The 19,448-nt window shown below is 57.8% G+C and carries 18 protein-coding genes; 10 read left to right on the top strand and 8 right to left on the bottom strand.

The genetic code is table 11. The features are described from left to right. Positions 1–3: 3 nt before the first annotated feature. The 4 genes from ACYASU_RS18805 to ACYASU_RS18790 all read left to right on the top strand — a co-directional run bounded on the left by ACYASU_RS18805 (position 4) and on the right by ACYASU_RS18790 (position 4,174). Entirely contained in the window at positions 4–798 is a 795-nt protein-coding gene (locus ACYASU_RS18805) for a tetratricopeptide repeat protein (protein WP_463583687.1), read from the top strand. A gap of 229 nt (positions 799–1,027) precedes the next feature. Beyond that, on the top strand, positions 1,028–2,263 hold the full coding sequence (locus tag ACYASU_RS18800) for an alpha-xenorhabdolysin family binary toxin subunit A (RefSeq protein WP_463583686.1): 1,236 nt from the start codon (positions 1,028–1,030) through the stop codon (positions 2,261–2,263). 21 nt (positions 2,264–2,284) lie between these two features. Next, a complete protein-coding gene (locus ACYASU_RS18795) occupies positions 2,285–3,271 on the top strand; it encodes an alpha-xenorhabdolysin family binary toxin subunit B (protein ID WP_463583685.1) in 987 nt (328 codons plus the stop codon). A gap of 78 nt (positions 3,272–3,349) precedes the next feature. Further along, positions 3,350–4,174, top strand: a complete 825-nt coding sequence (locus ACYASU_RS18790) for a hypothetical protein (protein ID WP_463583684.1) — start codon at positions 3,350–3,352, stop codon at positions 4,172–4,174. 57 nt (positions 4,175–4,231) lie between these two features. Here the strand turns inward: ACYASU_RS18790 and ACYASU_RS18785 are convergent, their stop codons facing one another. Beyond that, a complete protein-coding gene (locus ACYASU_RS18785; protein WP_463583683.1) occupies positions 4,232–5,395 on the bottom strand; it encodes a type III PLP-dependent enzyme in 1,164 nt (387 codons plus the stop codon). Positions 5,396–5,926: 531 nt separating this feature from the next. Between ACYASU_RS18785 and ACYASU_RS18780 the strand changes: the two genes are divergently transcribed. The 4 genes from ACYASU_RS18780 to ACYASU_RS18765 all read left to right on the top strand — a co-directional run bounded on the left by ACYASU_RS18780 (position 5,927) and on the right by ACYASU_RS18765 (position 9,051). Continuing rightward, complete coding sequence (locus tag ACYASU_RS18780; protein ID WP_463583682.1) at positions 5,927–6,415, top strand: hypothetical protein; 489 nt, start codon at positions 5,927–5,929, stop codon at positions 6,413–6,415. A 3-nt stretch (positions 6,416–6,418) separates the two neighbouring features. After that, positions 6,419–7,750, top strand: coding sequence for an N-acetylmuramoyl-L-alanine amidase (locus ACYASU_RS18775; protein WP_463583681.1), 1,332 nt, complete (start codon positions 6,419–6,421; stop codon positions 7,748–7,750). Continuing rightward, the gene (locus ACYASU_RS18770; protein WP_463583680.1) at positions 7,747–8,031 is read left to right on the top strand and encodes a hypothetical protein; all 285 of its coding nucleotides are present in this window, start codon (positions 7,747–7,749) and stop codon (positions 8,029–8,031) included. Before ACYASU_RS18775 ends, ACYASU_RS18770 begins: the two co-directional genes overlap by 4 nt. A gap of 102 nt (positions 8,032–8,133) precedes the next feature. Next, positions 8,134–9,051, top strand: a complete 918-nt coding sequence (locus tag ACYASU_RS18765) for a hypothetical protein (RefSeq protein ID WP_463583679.1) — start codon at positions 8,134–8,136, stop codon at positions 9,049–9,051. A 60-nt stretch (positions 9,052–9,111) separates the two neighbouring features. On the opposite strand, the gene ACYASU_RS18760 is transcribed toward ACYASU_RS18765, so the two are convergent. Genes ACYASU_RS18760 through ACYASU_RS18745 form a run of 4 tightly spaced genes read right to left on the bottom strand, consistent with a single transcriptional unit; the run spans position 9,112 to position 12,653 of the window. Next, positions 9,112–10,281 (bottom strand): osmoprotectant ABC transporter ATP-binding protein OsmV, encoded by a 1,170-nt coding sequence (locus ACYASU_RS18760; protein WP_423571863.1) that lies wholly within the window; start codon positions 10,279–10,281, stop codon positions 9,112–9,114. A gap of 11 nt (positions 10,282–10,292) precedes the next feature. Continuing rightward, complete coding sequence (locus ACYASU_RS18755; protein ID WP_065990219.1) at positions 10,293–10,946, bottom strand: ABC transporter permease; 654 nt, start codon at positions 10,944–10,946, stop codon at positions 10,293–10,295. Next, the gene (locus tag ACYASU_RS18750) at positions 10,943–11,911 is read right to left on the bottom strand and encodes a glycine betaine ABC transporter substrate-binding protein (protein WP_463583678.1); all 969 of its coding nucleotides are present in this window, start codon (positions 11,909–11,911) and stop codon (positions 10,943–10,945) included. The genes ACYASU_RS18755 and ACYASU_RS18750 overlap by 4 nt, the downstream gene beginning before the upstream one ends. A gap of 28 nt (positions 11,912–11,939) precedes the next feature. Continuing rightward, positions 11,940–12,653 carry an ABC transporter permease gene (locus ACYASU_RS18745; RefSeq protein WP_074886589.1) on the bottom strand — a complete coding sequence of 238 codons (714 nt, stop codon included), beginning with the start codon at positions 12,651–12,653 and terminating at the stop codon, positions 11,940–11,942. A 334-nt stretch (positions 12,654–12,987) separates the two neighbouring features. On the opposite strand from ACYASU_RS18745, the gene ACYASU_RS18740 reads away from it, so the two are divergent. Next, positions 12,988–14,571 (top strand): peptide chain release factor 3, encoded by a 1,584-nt coding sequence (locus ACYASU_RS18740; RefSeq protein ID WP_282372734.1) that lies wholly within the window; start codon positions 12,988–12,990, stop codon positions 14,569–14,571. A gap of 144 nt (positions 14,572–14,715) precedes the next feature. Here ACYASU_RS18740 and ggt read toward each other — a convergent pair whose 3' ends face one another. Both ggt and ACYASU_RS18730 read right to left on the bottom strand, forming a co-directional pair. Then, positions 14,716–16,383, bottom strand: a complete 1,668-nt coding sequence (gene ggt / locus ACYASU_RS18735; RefSeq protein ID WP_463583677.1) for a gamma-glutamyltransferase — start codon at positions 16,381–16,383, stop codon at positions 14,716–14,718. 122 nt (positions 16,384–16,505) lie between these two features. Next, a complete protein-coding gene (locus ACYASU_RS18730; protein ID WP_463583813.1) occupies positions 16,506–17,405 on the bottom strand; it encodes a DMT family transporter in 900 nt (299 codons plus the stop codon). A 181-nt stretch (positions 17,406–17,586) separates the two neighbouring features. Between ACYASU_RS18730 and ACYASU_RS18725 the strand changes: the two genes are divergently transcribed. Further along, positions 17,587–18,465: a LysR family transcriptional regulator gene (locus ACYASU_RS18725; RefSeq protein ID WP_463583676.1), complete on the top strand. Its 879-nt coding sequence runs from the start codon at positions 17,587–17,589 to the stop codon at positions 18,463–18,465. Positions 18,466–18,469: 4 nt separating this feature from the next. On the opposite strand, the gene ACYASU_RS18720 is transcribed toward ACYASU_RS18725, so the two are convergent. Beyond that, positions 18,470–19,366 (bottom strand): LysR substrate-binding domain-containing protein, encoded by an 897-nt coding sequence (locus tag ACYASU_RS18720; RefSeq protein WP_463583675.1) that lies wholly within the window; start codon positions 19,364–19,366, stop codon positions 18,470–18,472. Positions 19,367–19,448 lie beyond the last annotated feature (82 nt).

The raw sequence follows: 19,448 nt of genomic DNA, 5'->3' as shown, positions 1-19,448 counted from the left end.
GTCATGACCTGGAATCTGCGACGTGAAGAGGTGCTCGACGGCGACCAACTGCGCGCCATGCTTGAAGACAGCCCGGCCAGTGCCGCACGGGCGATTCTGATCGCGGCGCAGGCCAACATCGTCGACGCCCAGGCGCTGCTCGGGCAGATATTGCTCGACGGCACCGGCATAGAACGCGACCCGGCGCTGGCGTTGGTCTGGTTCCAGATTGCGGCCCGTCGCGGCCACGCGATGGCGCAGAACATGGCTGGCCGCTGCCACGAGCATGGGTGGGGCTGCGAGCCGGACGCGGCAAAGGCTGCCGAGCATTATCGTCTCGCCGCCGAGGCCGGTCTGGACTGGGGCTTTTATAACTACGGCAACCTGCTCGCCACCGGGCGCGGGGTGAACAAAGATCAGGCCCGCGCGCTGGCCTGCTATCGCAAGGCGGCAGAGCTGGGCCACGCGAAGTCGATGAATCTGCTGGGGCGTTATCTGGAAGAGGGTCTGTGCTGCGAGCAGGATCTCGCTGCAGCCCATGAGTGGTATCAACGGTCGGCGCAGGCAGGTGATTTCCGTGGGCAGTTCAGTCATGCCGCAGTGCTGGCGGACCAGGGGCGCATCGAGGAAGCCGTCGGCTGGCTGAAAACTGCCATGCAGAATGGCAATCTCAACTTCCTGCGGGTCAGCAGAGCCTCCCTGCTTTCATCACCCTATGCAGAGGTTCGCGCGTTGGCCGGAGATTACTTCCTTAAGGCTTCAACGATGGGAACAGCAGTGGATCAAGAGGCATTATCCGAGTACTTAACGCACTTTTGACCCGCGTAACTTTTGTTACACATCAAACTCGTCGCTTCCATCAACCCGCCACTGACAAGATTTAAAGCACTTAGCGTCAGGGCCAGTAACATCTATATAAATCTTATCCGCCCGCCAACTTTGACAATGCGCAGACTTAACGCCTAATCTCGAATTGCAGCTAATTCAGGCCGCGTTGCAACATAAAGACACCAGGACGGTGTCATTACTTTAAAGAAAGGAGTCATTTATGAATTACCTATTGAACGACACGCCTGCCTCACTCGACAATTTGGCAGATGCCGCAGCACAAGCCCCCAAACTTCTTATTGATGCCTCCTTGGGCCAAGTCGATGGCGCCCTACGCGAGAAGGGGCTTTATTTAACCAAGGAGGAAATTATTGACCTCCATCGGTATGAACAAAAAGCGCTCTCGCTGCCCATCCTGTCTGAAGGCGTTAGTGCTTATCTGGGGTATGAGGAAGGCAGCGCTCCAGGGCGCGGTCTCGAAGTGAGCGACTTCACCAAGACCTTCCGGCTTATCAACACCCACGCAAGAAAATGGGATGGTTTACGCACGCGTATTAAACTCATCAGCAGTGAGCTGACCGTCTTTGCGAACAACTTGATCAATGCCGACGAAACATTGGCCGACGTACTGAGCACCACTACCGCAGGCAAGTCCCTGCGGGAGCAGGGAATCAGGACGGTGAAAGATCTGAACAAACTCAAACTGGATGATCCCTCCCGCTTTCCAGGCTTCGAGCTGAACGCTGACGATACGGCGGCGGCTGGCGATGTGGGCTACTTTCTGAAGCAGGTACTTAACAAGGTTGAAGAACAGCGCGTTCGAACCGAGCAGTTGAAGCGTGACCTTGAACAGTTCTCCCTTGAACTGGCCACTGACGTGCGCCCTGCCATTACCCGAAAGCTGACCGCGATCGATAAGAACAGCTTCCAGCGGGATGTCTTGGTTCTTCAGGAAGAGATAGAGCAGCTCGCTAAAGAAATCGATGAAAAAACGGCCAGTTACAAAAAACTAGTGAATGACTCGCTGTCTTCGGCAAGCAGCATGAACCTCGTCGGCCTGGGGATGGCGATTTATCAGGGCGTGGAGGCAGAGAAAGTTCGCAAGGAAAGAAACCAGCGCAAGAAGGAACGGGACGAAAAGAATGCCGTGATGCATAGAAAAAGTACTGTTCTGGCGCGGCTCAACGAAATCAAGGCAGACTTTCAGGAGCTTGAGCAATTAACCATTCAGGCCGATGCTGCTGCCAAAAACGTGGTCCTGGCCTGGTTGTCGCTTCATTACTTTATTAATGCGTCCAGCAAGGAGGCGGAATTCATCAACGACGGGTTAAGCATTGCACGGCTGGTCTTCCACTTCAAAGACGTCGTTACCCCATGGCACGACATCCGTACGAAAGCAGATGAGCTCAACCGTGTCTTTGTTCAAGCCGAACAAGAAATCTTAAATAAAAAATAAGCCATTCAGGATAAATATGCCATGAACGTTTCAACTCTTAATACCGCAGTCATCTACGAAACACTCGACACTGTGCAAATCCGACGCAGCCTCGAAGAAATGCTTAAACATGATGCAGAAGCCGACTATGCGTTCCAGCAAACCAACTACCTGCCGTCTGTGCGTGACAAAGCCAAAGGGCTGTATGCAGCAACGATAGACACCCGGCAGGCAGTAGACAAAGTGTCGCTGATACTAAGAAATGATACGGCGACAGCGCTGAAGAAATTGAATGAACTAAGAGCGGCAGCACCCGAGATGGAAGCAGAAGACGAGCGCGAGGACAACCTGTACTTTCGCCATACCACCCTGACCAGCTTTCGGAAAAACCTCCAGGCTGCGATGGACACCCTGCAAGAGCCATTCAGTGTTCTCACGGGCGTGAAGTTCGATCCTTCTTCCACCACGACGTACAAAACCCAGCTCGATGCGGCGCTGGTCGAGCTGAACACATCGCTGGCTACCTCCGAAGAGAAAATGAAAGCGTTGGAAAATTCACGTACGATTCTCTCTGAGGCAATGGCTGTTTTCGAAAAAAAGAATCTTGCTGACGTTGCAAAGGAAACCCTGCTAACAGCAGAAAATATTTCTGCGCTCGGCGTTGCCGCGCCTGAAGTGGAGCTCATCAAGTTCGCCATTGATCACATGAAAAAAACCATGGAGAACATCAGCGAATCCTTGAATTACTACAGCATGTACGAGCAGCGTGAGCGCCTGATCACTGACATCAAAAAGCTGACGACTCAGATTAAAAGCAAAAATGCCGAAGTGGAAAATACGACCGCAAAGTCCCAGCTGATTGCCAGCGTGCACCGTGTTTACGAGCAGTTCTTCATGGCGCGTGCCGAGTACGTAAAATTCGAGCGATCGATCAACGCGTTTAACCGACATGTCGGAACGGGAGATCCAACCGCGTACGAGGACCGGTTCGTCGCGGCGGCACCCTATTTGATCGACTATTTAAAATAAGTCAGTGTTCTGAATCAACACGCAGGGCAGTGGGCGCAGTGCAGCGTTCACTGTCCTTACTCGACAAGGATGTCGATCATGTATTCCAAATCTTTTCCCCTGGCCCACTACGACACACTCAACCGCTACCGACTCACGTTGCAAAATGCGGAAGAGATGACCAAAGGCATAAAAGCCGACCTGGGCTTGAAGTCCGACCCTGTATTCATCAGGCTTCACCAACCAAGCCTGGATCACACCTTGATTCAGGCAAGAGGGCAGCTCACCAACTGGACCGATCTGTTGAACTGGCCTTACAGAATTTTTTATCAGCAGTCCGACCTGGTCGCTGACATCAAGCGGTTAAATAGCGATCTCAATGCCGTGGTAGCCGCCATGCGACCGAATGAGCGGAGAGGATCTCTCTCGACGTTCGATTTCTCCCAGCCGCCTTTTGCGCTTGCCGGACAGTTGAAGTTATTCACGCCGACTCTTGGACTTCCGTTCGCCCAGCAGGTAAAGCAGTCCGTGGAGCAGTTATGGCGGGAATACGACCGTGCTGCTTTTAACCTTGATGATCTTGATCTGCGCGTCTCGCTGGTACTTCCGCCCCTCATGAGATTCATGGAAGCCGCGATCAAAGCGTACGCCGCCGCCAATAACCTGGATGCGGAAGGCAATGACAGAAGGATCGTCGCTGTCAGGCTGATGATCAACACTATGGACGCTGACAGCGTCAAGCTGGCCTATGCGATACGGCAGCTAAGCGCTGGCTACGCCGAGTTGGCCTTCTTGTTGTCTGAATCCGCACGTCAGTTCACGAATATCTTTACGTCGACCACACTCCAGCAGTTTCAGGAAAAGCTGAAAGCAGCCGTCGTGTGCCTTGAGACGGCCGAAGCGAAGCTCAGACCAACACATTAGAAACGCCTGCACAATAAAAAACCCGCGTCATACGCGGGTTTTTCAGTAACGTTCAGCTTAGATATAAAACGACTTCAGCGGCGGGAAGCCGTTGAACTCTACAGCGCTGTAGCTGGTGGTGTACGCACCCGTCGACAGCCAGTACAGGCGATCACCGATGGCCAGGTTCAGCGGCAAGCCATACTTGTAGTTCTCGTACATGATGTCGGCGCTGTCGCAGGTCGGGCCGGCAATAACGACTTCTTCCACTTCGCCTTTTTTCTCGGTCCAGATCGGAAACTTGATGGCTTCGTCCATGGTTTCGATCAGACCGGAGAACTTGCCCACGTCCGTGTACACCCAACGCTCGACGGCGGTGCGGGATTTACGCGACACCAGTACCACTTCGCTGACCAGAATGCCGGCGTTGGCGATCAACGAACGGCCCGGTTCCAGAATGATTTCCGGCAGGTCGTCACCGAAGTCTTCTTTCAGGTAGCGAATGATTTCTTCAGCGTAGGTTTCCAGGCTGTTGGTGCGAGTGATGTAGTTGGCCGGGAAGCCGCCGCCCATGTTGATCAGCTTGAGAACGATGCCGTCTTCTTCTTTCAGACGCTCGAAGATCACTTTCACTTTGGCGATCGCGGCGTCCCAGACGCTGATGTCACGCTGCTGCGAGCCGACGTGGAACGAGATGCCGTAAGGCACCAGGCCCAGTTCGCGGGCGAGGATCAACAAGTCCATCGCCATGTCGGTCTGGCAACCGAACTTGCGTGACAGCGGCCAGTCGGCGGTGGTCGAGCCTTCGGTGAGGATACGAACATAGACTTTCGAGCCCGGCGCGGCCTTGGCGATGTTGCGCAGATCGGCTTCGGAGTCGGTGGAGAACAGGCGCACGCCCTTCTCGTAGAAGTAGCGAATGTCTTTGGATTTCTTGATGGTGTTGCCGTAGCTGATGCGATCCGGGCTGACGCCGCGGTCCATCACTTTATCCAGCTCGTAGATCGACGCGATGTCGAAACTCGAGCCCTTGTCCTTCAGCAGGTCGATGATTTCGACCGCCGGGTTGGCTTTCACGGCGTAATACACTTTGGCAAATTCGAAGCCTGCACGCAGGTCGTCGTAGGCCTTGCTGATCATCGCGGTGTCGATGACCACGAACGGGGTTTCTTGCTTGTCGGCAAACGCCTTCATTTTATCGAAGGTGCTTTTCTCGAAATAATCTTCGACCTGGATCGACATGCGGGGACTCCTGTTGGCAAACGATAAAAAACAATGGGTGTGAGCGCGCGGCTCGTGAACGTCCTCCGTATCCCCACTTTGGTTCGCCTACTTCCCAAGGCCGATCGCCAAAAGCAAAAAGGCCACGGGAACGCTCTGTCCCTTGGCCTTGCTGTCTCGTCGTCAGTACTTGAGCCGGATGGATCGTTTCCAGCATGGACGTTCGGCGCGAACTGTAGGACCTGAGGGGCCGGAGATCAACTAAAAATGTCGCGTTTCTGCCCGTTTTTGCCCGACGGGAATCCACGCGCGTTCAATCAACCCGTAGTAACCGACCGATGTGACAGGGTGATGTTCCCCGAGGAAGACATACGCCGTTGGGACAAGAGCCAGCTCTCTGTCAGACATCGGCTACCTGATCATCAGAAGTCCGCTACGCACCACTTCTCTCCGCCCCACGTATCCCACTGATCCCGATCACTAGGGTTGGCGTTCATTCACCTCGCACGAACTGTACGAGGAGGCGAATCAACCCGACAAAGGATCAGCGTCATGCAAGAGAACGCCCTTTCCCCGCTGTACAACAACGACATCACCGCCGAGTACCTGCGTGATCAGAATCGACCGCACTTTTCAGACGAGTCGCTTGCCACGTTCAGCCCGGAGGCCTTGGCTCGGGTAAAAGAGAACGAAGCGTTCAAGCAGGCCCACCCCGCTACGGGCATTTTCCGGGTGGCAGCGGAAGGCAGCCAGACCCGCGATGGCGGTGTCATCGTGAAAGGCACACTGGGTATGAATTTCACGCTCGCTGACGGCCGTGAGGTAGCGGGCGCACGAGTCGGTGATTACGCCGTTTACCCCGATGGCACTGAGGCGCAGATCCTTACCGGTGCAGGAGAAGCGAACAGTCAAATTGCGCTGGTTGGCAGTCGCTTGAGCAACGGCGACGAGATCATCAATACGCCCCAGGGACACCTTCTGTTGCTGCAACGCCAGGATGTCGCGTGGCCGGACGATTTCCTTCCTGCTGCGGAGTGTTGATGCATGGGATTCTTCGGCATCCACAATCGGGAACAAGGCCTCGATGGAGACGCGACCACCACCGGCGCAATCTGCCACGCCAGCCTTGCCCAAAGCTCTCTGGAAAATCGCCGCATGGCATTGCGCCTTGGCGACAAGACCAGCCCTTGCGGCGTGTGTGGGCAGACCGGTGAAATCGTCGAAGGGGACAGTCGCTTCGTGTGGCTAGGCATCCCGACCGCCGTGCATGACGCGCTTGTGTTGTGCGCGTGTCCGCCGGGCACGAATCGATTGATTGCTTCGCGGTCAGGCCGCGCGGGAGCCGCTCGCGTTGCGCCTACTCCTGCGACGCCACGCCACGTGACGCCCACGTCGAGTACCCCGCCTTCTCTTTATCCATACACCACTCGGGCGTCGGGAAAAGTCTTCGTCCGTACCTTCGTCATCCGCGACAGCGAAACGGGACGACCGCTGGTGAACCGGGCGTTTGTGGCGAGGGTGGATGGTCAGCAGAAGACCGGTATCACCGACAGCTATGGACTGGCCCGCGTTGAGGGTTCTTCAGCGGAGTCCGTCGTGTCTCTCCACGTCATGTTCCGCTCGCCAGTGCGAGAGTTGAGTGAGCTTGCGGGAATGACCACGCGCGAAGTGACGACCACAACGCGCGTGGAGACGTTGATCCACGGGGATACGCCCAAGCCCATGGTGATCACCGTGAATGATCGGGCCGCGACGCGAGAGGCGATTATTCGGAAAGTGCGGGAGCTGGGGCATGGGTTTGTTGAACGTTCGGAGTGGCATGCGACTTCGCCAAAAAAGCCGTTGGTTCGTGACTGGGACTACACAATGATTGCGCTGCATCATGCGGGGAGGAGTTATTCGTGTGGTATTGGGAGTGAGCAAATGCTGGACACCCAGGAGATGCAAAAACAAGACATTTTTGATGACTTTACCTATCACTTTGCAATTGATTGCTCCGGCGCTATTTATGAGGGAAGAGACATACGATTTAAAGGCGAGCACCTAATCTTGTATAACTCAAATGCCATCGGCATCGTGTTGCTGAACAACTTAACGACAGAAGAGGAAGGAGATGACTGGATTACGCAGGGTCGAAACACCTTGAACCCCCTCGGATTCAGCACCACCAACGAGATTCCCACTCCACAAAAAAACGCAACCATTAGCTTGATCACTGCTCTGAAAAGCATATTCCAAATAAACTTTTTCGGCGGTCATAGGGAGTTTCCACACCAAGACATCAAAGAGGCAAAAATATGTCCAGGAAATGTCGGCATGGCCTTTGTCAAAAGCGTTCGTGCGACGACCCGATTACAGAAGCCCGAGAAATCATGAAGAAATCTGCCTTCCTTGTGCTTCCGGCTTTTACGGCTTCGCTGGTGTTTGGCTACTACAGAGAGACAGGCGAAGCCGAAATGTACACGCACATTTTTATAAAGAAATATCCAACCCTGCAGATCGGGTTCGAAAATATATTCGCTAATCTACGTGACGCTAAGAGCCTATCGGAGCTGACTCACGAAGAACGCCATCAGGTAATGGACTACTGCAAATACCGGCTCGGCATCGAAACCAGACTCCAGACACAAAGCGAGCTGGATGAGTGTATGGACTAGATCTCACTGAAAGACATCGCCGCCTGCCGGAAAAGGCCACAAACACACCAATCTTGAACAATGCACATAGCGCGAACACACCCACGGTACATTGACTTGAATATGAAAAAACTTTACTCGCTAGGCCTGACCGCACTAATTATTTTTCTAACTGGCAATGCCATGACAATGAATTACATCACTTACAAGCAGAACGTGGACTTGGAACCCATCGTCCTTGCCGCCGTTGCATCGTTGGCATCAATCATCATAGCGTTACCCCTATTCCTGTTTACCCCCACTCCGCCAACCACCACATTCTCTTCAAGACAACTGATCAAGAACTATTTTTGGATCACCCTGTTTACGTTCACCTGCTGGGCAAGTGGCTACACAGCTTTGCTAAACCTTAACCCAGCCGTGTTTGCCAGCATCGCCTTCTCGGTGAGCTCGATCATCATCGCTCTGACGAATATAAGAAAGTCAGGCAGATTGGGCCTATTTGGCTTTCTGCTTACACTGGGCACAGGATGGGTGCTGTGTACTTCTTACAGCTCAGTCATGCAAGGCAGTGGCATACATGATGATTACGAGCTGGAAACAGGTGTGACGTTTTCAGTAACGTGCGGCATTTCGCTTTATTTAATTACACTGTTAACCCAGCGACTTAACAATCTAGGCCAACCCTTCCACAACCTATATGCGCGCAGATCACTGTTCGCTTTCCTGGTCTGCGCAACGATTGGATTGCTGGATGGTGCCCTCGTGACCATCGTGTCTGAGGCGCCTCAGTTGACGGCCCTCACCGTGATCTTCCTGGTCCTGATGCAATCAGCACTGGTGCTGTCCATAAGAACAATCGGCCGACATGTCGTAACGGTGGGTATTGCTGGAACAGCCGTTTACACGCTGATCGTTCAGGTAGCGGTTTTTCAACAGTCCGTTGACTCGCTCATGGTCATCACGATTGTTGGGAACGCTGTGGGCTTGATCCTCATGTCATTCACGCAGACCAATTACAACCCTGACTGTCGGCGATAACGACTCAGCGTCGTCACCGTCAACAGTAGCCCGGGCACCAAAGCACCCGGGCCGTTCACCTCAACTCAGCGCAGCCTGCTCCACCAACTCAGCCGGCGAAACAATGCTGGTCTTCATCCCGCGCGACTGGCCGGAACTCAGGTAAGCCGCAATAGATTCCTGCGTCACCTCACCCAGGAACACATTTTCGGCATCCAGCACCGGCAGCCACGAGCGGTTGAACTCGTACATGCGCGACAGCAGGATGCGCAGGTGTTCGTCGTAAGCGGCGGTGGCGTTGAACGGGCGCAGGTATTGCTCGCACGTGCCGGCCTGACGGTGCAGGTCGCGGCGGCGGACGTAGCCCATCGCCTTGTTTTCGGCATCGGTGACGACCACGTAGCGGCGGTCGTTCTCGTCCATGATTTCCAGCGCATCGGCGACCGGGGTTTCCGGGCTCACGGACGGCGCGTTGTCCGCCGCGTCTTCGGCCTTGACCAGCAGCAGGCGCTTGAGCGTGCTGTCCTGGCCGACGAAGTTGCTGACGAAATCATCCGCCGGGTGCGCCAGCAGGGTGTCCGGGTGATCGATCTGCAGCAGCTTGCCGGCGCGGAAGATGGCGATCTTGTCGCCCAGCTTGATGGCTTCGTCGATGTCGTGGCTGACCATGATCACGGTCTTGTTCAGCGCGCGTTGCATCTCGAAAAACTCGTTCTGGATCATCTCGCGGTTGATCGGGTCGACCGCACCGAAGGGCTCGTCCATCAGCAGCAGCGGCGCGTCGGCGGCCAGCGCACGAATCACACCGATCCGCTGTTGCTGACCACCCGACAACTCGCGCGGATAGCGATGCAGGTACTGCTTGGGTTCCAGCTTGATCATGCTCATCAGTTCGCGAGCACGGTCGTGGCATTTCTGTTTGTCCCAACCCAGAAGCTTAGGCACGACCACGATGTTTTCCTCGATGGTCATGTTGGGGAACAGGCCGATCTGCTGAATCACGTAACCGATGTTGCGGCGCAGGGTGACTTCGTCGAGACCGGTGGTGTCCTCGCCATTGATCAGTACTTTGCCGGAGGTCGGCATGATCAGCCGGTTGATCATTTTCAGTGTTGTACTTTTGCCGCAACCCGACGGACCCAGGAACACGCAGATCTCGCCTTCATTGACGGTCAGGCTCACTGAATCGACGGCCTTCACTTCCTTGCCGTTGCTCTGGAAAGTCTTGGTCAGGTTCTGCAGCTCAATCATTTGTTTGGCGATCATTTCAGGAGTCCTTTGGGAGTCAGCGAGCGTTGCAGCCATTGCAGAAGCAGGTCGGCGAAGATGGCCAGAATGCTGACCAGTACGGCGCCGACGATCAGCATCGACATATCGCTTCGGCTGATGGAAGCGAGGATGAGTACGCCCAGACCGCCCGCGCCAATGGTTGCGGCGATGGTCATGACACCGATGTTCATGACCACGGCGGTGCGGACGCCGGCAAGGATCACCGGCACGGCGATCGGCAGTTCGACCATGCGCAGGCGCTGGCCGAAGGTCATGCCGATGCCCTTGGCTGCTTCACGAATGCCGGGCTCGACGCCGGTCAGCGCCAGGTAGGTGTTGCGCATGATCGGCAGCAGCGAGTAGAGAAACACCGCCGTGATGGCCGGCATCGGGCCGAGGCCCTGACCGAACTTCGAATAGAACGGCAGCAGCAAGCCGAACAGGGCAATCGACGGGATGGTCAGCAGCACGGTGGCGCTGGCCTGCAACGGCCCGGCGAGGGTTGGGAAGCGCGTCATTAACACGCCGAGCGGCACGCCGACGACAATCGCCAGCGTCACCGCGATGCCAACGAGGGTGATGTGCTGCAGGGTCAGGTGCATGACCTGATTCCAGTCCAGATGGGAGAAAGCGCTGAGGAAACTCATGGTTTCTCCTCCTGTTTTGCCGCCGACGCCGGCGGGACCGGCACGCTGTCGGCGGAAGGGTTGATCGGATGCTCGCGCAGGAATTCTGCCGCCACAAGGGTAGGACTTTCGTGGTCGACGTCGATGCGCGCGTTCAGCGTACGCATGGTCTGGTTATCCAGCAGCGCGGCGAGTGGCTTGAGCAAATCGGCCAGTTCCGGGTGCTTGTCCAGGTACTCTTTGCGGATGACTGGTGCGGCGGTGTAGTCCGGGAAGTAGTGCTTGTCGTCCGCCAGCACCTTGAGTTTGAACGCGTTCAGACGGCCATCGGTGGTGTAGACGAGGCCTGCAAAAACCTGCCCGTTGCGCAGCGCGGTGTAGACCAGGCCGGCGTCCATCTGACGAGTGTTTTCACGCCCCAGGTTCATGCCGTAATGCTTGACCATGCCCACCAGACCGTCGGAACGGTTGGCGAACTCGGTGTCCAGCGCGACGATGTGACCCTTGTCGGCCTCGGCCTTGAGCACCGTGGTCAGGTCAGACATGGTGTTGACCTGCGGATACTGCTGGGCAATTTTGTCCGGCAGAGCCAAGGCGTAGGTGTTGTTGAACTTGGACGGCGACAGCCAGACCAGCCCCTTTTTCGCGTCCAGTTCCTTGACGCGCTGATAGGTCTGCTCGCTGTCGAGCTTCTCGTCGACATGGTTATAGGCCACCAGCGACACACCGGTGTATTCCCACAGCAGATCCAGCTGGCCGCTTTCCTGAGCACTGCGCGCCAGGTTACTGCCAAGGCCGCCGGTGATCTGGACGTCATAGCCCTTGTCGCGCAGGTATTGCGCCGTCAGTTCGGCCAGCATGGTCTGCTCGGTGAACACCCGCGCGCCGATCCGCAGCACCGGCGTTTCAGCGGCTGCATCCGCGGCCTGGGCGAAACCGGACAGCAACAGCCCGAGGCCCATGATTAATGTGCATAACTTCTTCATAGCAATTCCTTTCTCAGCGGGGCTCGAGTTATCGAGCCAGGCCGCGTTCCAGCCAGAGACGGCTTGCCAGGGTCACGGCGCCATCAAGCAGCAGCGCCAGCAACGCGGTACACGCAGCGCCCAGCACCAGTTGCGGCTGATTGTTCAGGGCGATGCCGGGGAAAATCAGGCTGCCCAGGCTGTTCGCGCCGATGAGGAAGGCCAGTGGCGCGGTCCCGACGTTGATCGCCAGCGCCACACGCACACCGCCGATGATGATCGGCACGGCGTTGGGCAGCTCGACACGCCACAACACCTGACGCGGTGTCATGCCGATGCCGCGAGCGGCTTCTTTGAGGGACCCCTGAACGTTTTTCAGGCCTTCGTAGGTGTTGCGCACGATGGGCAACAACGAAGCGAGGAACAAAGCGAAGATTGCCGGACCGCTGCCGATGCCCAGAATACCCAGAGCAATGGCCAGCACGGCGAGAGGAGGAACGGTGTTACCGATGTTGAAGATCTGCATGAAGCGTTCGGCGCGGCCAACCATGTTCGGTCGGCTAAGGACAATGCCGGTCGGGATGCCGACCACCAGTGCCGCGAGCATCGAAGCCAACACAAGCCAGACATGGGCTTGCAGATAAAACAGCAGATCATCCTGATATTGCCTGATGGTACTGATGCCGATCCATTGGACCAGCAGGGCCAGGAGTGCGATGACAATCACACCTCCCAACAGCCCCTTGCCATAGCGATTTGCCACGGGCGGACTCCTTATTTCAGTCGGCGAACGTCTGGCGTGGAACTGGCCCTTTCAGGCAGCACGCGAACGTTCGCGAAGAGCAGCGGGTGGGTCGCCGGAAAGGTTGATACCTCGGCGAAAACACAAGCCATGAGCGCAGCTTCGTCAAGCTAACTTGCTGATTTTGCAACCCTTGGCGTCTTGCGATACCAGGGAATGGACGTCTCCTTAACCGCAAAGGTTCCCACGTGCGATGGTATCTGGCCACCCCTTATTGACTGAACGGTTCGGTTATTGCTTTGGTTTGGGCTATAATCGCCGCCCTTTTTTTGAATCACCTCTCGGGCGATTTCCCATGACCAGACAGGCCGCCGAAGTCGCGAAACGCCGCACTTTCGCCATCATTTCCCACCCCGATGCGGGTAAGACCACCATCACTGAAAAGCTCTTGCTGATGGGCAAGGCCATTTCCGTCGCCGGTACGGTGAAGTCGCGTAAATCCGACCGTCACGCCACCTCCGACTGGATGGAAATGGAGAAGCAGCGCGGCATTTCCATCACCACCTCGGTCATGCAGTTCCCGTATCGCGATCACATGATCAACCTGCTCGACACCCCGGGCCACGAGGACTTCTCCGAAGACACCTATCGCACGTTGACCGCCGTCGACTCGGCGCTGATGGTGCTCGATGGCGGTAAAGGGGTTGAGCCCCGCACCATCGCACTGATGGACGTCTGCCGCCTGCGCGACACGCCGATCGTGAGCTTCATCAACAAGCTTGACCGCGACATTCGCGACCCGATCGAGCTGCTCGACGAGATCGAAGCGGTCCTGAAGATCAAGGCCGCGCCCATCACCTGGCCGATCGGTTGCTACCGCGATTTCAAAGGCGTCTATCACCTCGCCGACGACTACATCATCGTCTACACCGCCGGTCACGGTCACGAGCGCACCGAGGTGAAAATCATCGAGAAGCTCGACTCGGACGAAGCGCGCGCCCACTTGGGTGATGAGTACGATCGCTTTGTCGATCAGCTGGAACTGGTGCAAGGCGCCTGCCATGAATTCAACCAGCAGGAATTCCTCGACGGCCAGTTGACCCCGGTGTTCTTCGGCACGGCGCTGGGCAACTTCGGTGTCGACCACGTTCTGGACGCCGTCGTGAATTGGGCACCGAAGCCACTGGCCCGGGTTGCCAACGAGCGCACGGTCGAGCCGGTCGAGGAAAAATTTGCCGGCTTCGTGTTCAAGATTCAAGCGAACATGGACCCGAAACACCGCGACCGCATCGCGTTCATGCGCATCTGCTCGGGCAAGTACGACAAGGGCATGAAGATGCGCCATGTGCGCACCGGCAAGGACGTGCGCATCGGTGACGCGCTGACGTTCTTCTCCAGCGAGCGTGAGCAGTTGGAAGAAGCCTACGCCGGCGACATCATCGGCCTGCACAACCACGGCACGATTCAGATCGGCGATACGTTCACTGAAGGCGAGGCGCTGGGCTTCACCGGCATTCCGCACTTCGCCCCGGAGCTGTTCCGCCGCGTGCGCCTGAAGGATCCGCTGAAATCCAAGCAACTGCGTCAGGGTCTGCAGCAACTGGCCGAGGAAGGCGCCACCCAGGTGTTCTTCCCGCAGCGCAGCAACGACATCATCCTCGGCGCCGTCGGTGTGCTGCAGTTCGACGTGGTCGCCAGCCGCTTGAAGGAAGAATACAAAGTCGAGTGCGCCTACGAGCCGATCACCGTGTGGTCAGCCCGCTGGATCGATTGCAGCGACAAGAAGAAGCTCGAGGAATTCGAGAACAAGGCCGTGGAAAACCTGGCCGTGGACGGCGGCGGTCACCTGACCTACCTCGCGCCGACGCGGGTCAACCTGGCCTTGATGGAAGAGCGCTGGCCTGACGTGAAATTCCGTGCGACGCGGGAGCATCACTAAGCACTGGTGATGGTGAATTTGCAGTGCTCGTTCCCACGCTCTGCGTGGGAACGTCGCTGCTGACGCTCCGCGTCACCTGACTGCGGACGCGGAGCGTCCAGGGATGCATTCCCACGCGGAGCGTGGGAACGATCAGTTGTCCCCCTACTTCACCACCATCCCCACGCCCCGCCCACGGGGATCGGACGCGGTTTCGACTTTCGTGCCGTCGATCTTGATCGCCTGCACATTGCCCATCGACCAGCCCTGGTCCTTCAGCGTGTAACCCATCGCCGTCAGCTCGTCGGCAACCGGTATGGCCAGCGGTGCAAATTTCTCGGTGTAGATCGTGTCTTTCGGCAGCAACTGGTGATGAACCCGCTGCGCGGCAACCGCGTCTTTCAGCGGCATGTGGAAGTCATAGATATTGTTCAGCACCTGAAACACCGTGGTGAAAATCCGTGAGCCGCCCGGCGTGCCCAGCACCAGCGTGACCGCACCATCGCGGGTGACCAGGCTCGGGCTCATCGACGACAACATGCGCTTGCCCGGCTGGATGGCGTTGGCATCCCCGCCCACTACACCGAACGCATTGGCAACGCCCGGCTTGGAACTGAAATCATCCATCTCGTCGTTCAGCAAAAAGCCTGCGCCCTTCACCACCACGCCGCTGCCGTAATCCCAGTTCAGGGTGTAGGTGTTGCTGACCGCGTTGCCCTTGGCATCGACGATGGAGAAGTGCGTGGTCTGGTGGGATTCAAGCCCGGCTTTTACGTTTTCCGTGGGCGAAATCGCCGTCGGGTTGACCTCATGGGCACGCTTGGCCAGATAGGCGTTATCGGTCAGCTGATTCACCGGCGCCACGGAAAAGTCTGGATCGCCCAGGTAGTTGGCGCGATCGGCGAACACGCGTTTTTCGATTTCAGCGAGCAGGTGGATGTAGCGCGCCGAGTTAAGCGGCACGTCCTTGAAGTCATCGGCAAGCAGCTGCTTCATTCCGATCAATTGCGCCAGCGCGATGCCGCCGGAACTGGGCAGCGGCGCGGTATAAAGGGTGTTGCCGTTGAAGTTCACGTGCAGCGGCTTGCGCCAGACCGCCTTGTAATCCTGCAGGTCCTCTTTGGTGATCAGGCCGTTGTCGTGCTGCATCTGCGCCACCAGCAGATCGGCCGTCTGGCCCTGATAAAACTCGTTGGCGCCTTTGTTGGCGATGCGTTCCAGGGTCTTGGCCAGCTCCGGCTGACGGAAGGTCTCCCCGGTCTTCATGTCGCCGAAGTAATCCGCAAAATTGGTTTTGCCGTTGAGCTGTTTGATGGCTTCGGCGCCGTACATGTACTGCTTGTCGGCGACCTTGAAGCCGTTTTTGGCGTAACCAATGGCCGGCGTCAGCAGCTCGGCCCACGGCAGCTTGCCGAATTTCTGATGCGCTTCCCACAGCCCCATTACCGTGCCGGGCACGCCCGAGGCACGTGCGCCCACCAGACTCATGCCCGGGATGACCTCGCCCTTGTCGTCCAGGTACATGTTGCGCGTAGCGGCTTTCGGCGCGGCTTCGCGGTAGTCGAGAAAATACGGCCGACCGTTCATGAACAGGGTCATGAAGCCACCGCCGCCGATGTTGCCCGCTTCGGGGTAAGTGACCGCCAGGGTGAAGGCCGTGGCGACAGCGGCATCGACGGCGTTGCCGCCCTTTTTCAGAATCTGCGCAGCGACCTGAGCACCGTATTGGTCTGGGGCCGCAACGGCGCCGCCTTCCAGTACCACGGCATACACCGGCGAACTCGCGGCGAAGATCACCGACAGGGCAAGGGTTTTCAGGGTCACTGCACGCATGGGGCTTCCTTGATGGCAAATGCGACAGCTTGGAACTGATGGGCTGTCTGGAGGCTGAAGAGACTAACGGTCCGGCTGCACATTAATGATGAAACTTGGCGCAAACGCAAACGGCCAAGCGCCTAAACCGGGGCACGTTCAGGTTCATCCCGAACGGGAAACACCACCGCCCTCTCCCGCCGCAGATTGAGCGCCAACACGCTCGCGAGCACCACAATCGACCCGACGATCACCCGCTGTGAGGGCAACTCGCCCAGCATCACCGACGCGATGGCGATGGCCATCGGTGGCGTCAGGTACAAACTCATTGAGGCGCGGCTGACCTCCATGTGCTTCAAGACGTACGCCCAGGCCAGGTACGCCAGCGCGCTGGGGAACAGCCCCAATACGCCCACCGCCACATTGACCCGCATCGGCGCGTTGAAGATTTCGCCGATCAGCCCCGGCAGGTAAACCAGCAGGAACACCGTGCCGGCCCAGACCGTGTAACAGACCATGGTCAGGCCGTCGTACCGGTGGCTGTGACGCTTCTGCAATGAGAAATAAACGCTCCAGGAAAACGCCGCCACCAGGATCAGCAGCCCGCGCGCATCCATGTGGCCAATGCCGCGATCACCAGTGACGACAATTGCGGCGCCCACCAGCCCGAGCGCCACACAGCCCCAACGCCAGGCGCTGACCCGCTCCTTGAACACGAAATGCGCCAGCAGCGCGGTGAACAGAGGTGTCGACTGAACCAGCACGCTCGACGCCCCGGCAGTCACGCCGGCCTGGCCGAAGTTGAGGGCGATGTGATGCAGGCTGACGGCGAAGAAACCCAGCACCGCGAGCAACGGCAGATCTTTCAGGCGCGGTAACGCGATGCGTTGCGATGAGGCGATTAACAGCATGAACACCGACGCGATCAGAAAGCGCAGCAGCGCCAGATGCCCCGGCTCATAGGCCTGCAAACCGATGCGAATGCCGGTCGGCGAGAAGCCCCAGCAGGCGACCACAAAGAAAGTGGCCAGAGCGACTTTCATCCCCTGCCAGGGCACCGCAGCGTTAGCCGTAACATCGGAATCAGGAACTGGCTCAGCTACCACGCTCATCTCGATACTCCTGCCGACAAGCCCGGCGCTTGCCCATGGCTGCGAGTATCGAAACAACTTATGCTCACCACAACCGAACAATAATGATGCAACCCCTCACTATTGGTGATGAATGGAGCTGGCTCAGATTCGCATGTTCAAGACCGTCGTCGACACCGGCAGCATTGCCCGCGCTGCGGAGGTGTTGCATTGCGTGCCGTCGAACATCACCGCGCGGATCAAGGCGCTTGAAGCAGAGCTCGGCACCGAGCTGTTCTACCGTCAGGGCCGCGGTTTGCGCATCAGCGCGGCGGGGGAAATCTTCCTCACCTACGCCGGCAAGATGCTCAGCCTGGCCGACGAAGCCAAACGCGCGGTGCACCCGGACGCCGCGCCATCCGGGCCGTTGCGCATCGGCGCCATCGAATCTTCGGCCACGGCGCGGCTGCCGCGACTGCTGGCGCGCTTTCATGCGCGTTATCCGCAGGTGTCGCTGGAGCTGACCACTGGCACCGGCACGCAACTGCTCGACGCGACGCTCAATCAGAAGCTCGATGGCGCCATTGTCGCCATCGATGTCAAACGCCCACGGCTCAAGCGCACGTCGATGTACCGGGAGGATCTGGTGCTGATTGCGGCCGAGTCGTTGGGGCCGATTCGCAGCGCGGCGGATCTGCAGGGCAAATCGATTTTCATGTGGCCCGAAGGCTGCCCTTATCGCGCGGCGCTGGAGCGATGGTTGCAGAACGACGGCCAGACTCAGCCCATCGTCAGCATCGCCAATTACGGCACCATCGTCGGTTGCGTCAGCGCCGGGGCCGGGGTGGCGCTGGTGCCCAAGGGGGTTTTCGAGCAGTACCGGAAAGGCTCGGGCTGGGTCGGTTATGAATTCCCTGAACTGACATCCATCGACAACCTGTTTTACTGGCACGAGAGCGCCGAGCATCACCCGGCGCGGGAGGCGTTTGTGGAGATGTTGCGGGCGGAGTTCAGCGGGGTGGGCGAGGCGTGACGCGTCAGGCGGCGTACACCGCCAGTTTCTCATGGATGAAATCCAGAAAGCACTGAATCCGCAACGCCAGCTGCGAGTTGCGGTAGTAAACGGCGTGGATCGGCTGTCGATAGCCGCTGTTGGCCTGGGGCAGGATGACGTTAAGGCGGCCCTGGCGGATGTCTTCGTGGGTCATGAAGTGCGACAGGCACACGATGCCCTCACCCGCCAACGCCAACTGGCGCAACGTCTCGCCGCTGGAGGCCGAAACCGTCGGCTGAATGAACAGCCGGTCCCCGTCGGCGTGGCGCAACGGCCAGTGGTTGAGGGTTTCGGTCTGGGTGAAGCCGAGCAGCGAATGCTCGCTCAGCGCTGCAACGGTTTTCGGCGTGCCGTGCTTTTCGAGGTATTCAGGGCTGGCGAGGATGTTCAGCGGACTGCTGCCGAGGGGCCGGGCATGCAGGGTGGAATCAGCCAGCACGCCAATACGGATCGCCACATCGGTGCTCTGTTCCAGCAGATCAATGATCAGATCGTTGCTGTTCAGCTCCAGCTGGATGTCCGGGTACAGCGCGCGAAACTCGGCGACGTACGGGACAATGGAATGCAGCATGAAGGGCGACGCCGCGTTTATCCGCAAACGGCCAGAGGGCGTCTGCTGGCGCACCGACATGCGCTCTTCCAGCTCTTCCATCTGATCCAGAATCTGCCTGGCCCGCTCAAGGAAATACTTGCCCTCCTCGGTCAGGTCCATGCGCCGCGTGGTGCGATTGATCAACGTCGTGCCCAGCTTGCCTTCGAGTCGCGACAGCGTGCGGCTGATTGCCGAAGGCGTCTGCCCGACCTGCTCGGCCGCAGCGGAAATCGAGCCGCTTTCGATCACCGTCACAAACACCTGCAACTCATCCGACCTGGCTTTCACTGTTGTCTCCCGCTCACAAGAGACCGGATATTAGCGCGCTTGGGGGCGAGCTATAAGCTGCAAGCCGTAAGTGAGCCGTGAG

The organism is Pseudomonas sp. HP_12 (assembly GCF_055283955.1).
This window is presented reverse-complemented; position numbering and strand designations above follow the sequence as displayed.